Below are 390 nucleotides of genomic sequence, written 5' to 3'. Positions count from 1 at the left end.
AATAAATGGTGTATAGGACCACAGCAATACTGACGATAATTAATACCGGGTTCTTTTGACCCAAATACAAGTTGTAATAGTGCCAGGGGTGTAAGGCTAATTGTTTTAATACGGCTGGCATATGATCCGCAAAAGTTAGCTTATAGTGCGACAAGGCCATGACTAATCCAGCCAAAATCTCCGCTAAATACAAGCCAATGATTAGCGTTAGTAGATATGGCCAGCTGACTTTAACGCTGTTTAATAATTTGTCTTTCATCTAATCCCCTACTATCTGTTTAATCCTTTGTTGGTTGGTACCGGAGTATCGTTGCTTGCCATGGATCAAGGTTGGTACTGACGTTAATTGATATTTTTGAATGTAATGCCGATTCTGCGATTGATTCATAT

General features: G+C 39.0%; 2 pseudogenes. Both read right to left on the bottom strand.

The window, feature by feature from the left end:
* Positions 1–259: pseudogene (locus ACKTR2_RS10530) on the bottom strand (conjugal transfer protein); the annotation flags it as partial.
* Positions 260–390 (bottom strand): annotated as a pseudogene (locus ACKTR2_RS10525) (thioredoxin); the annotation flags it as partial.

This window comes from Furfurilactobacillus curtus (genome assembly GCF_045862785.1).
In the GTDB taxonomy this organism is placed as follows: domain Bacteria; phylum Bacillota; class Bacilli; order Lactobacillales; family Lactobacillaceae; genus Furfurilactobacillus; species Furfurilactobacillus curtus.
Note: the sequence above shows the minus strand (reverse complement) of the source record. Positions and strands in the feature narration are given on the sequence as shown.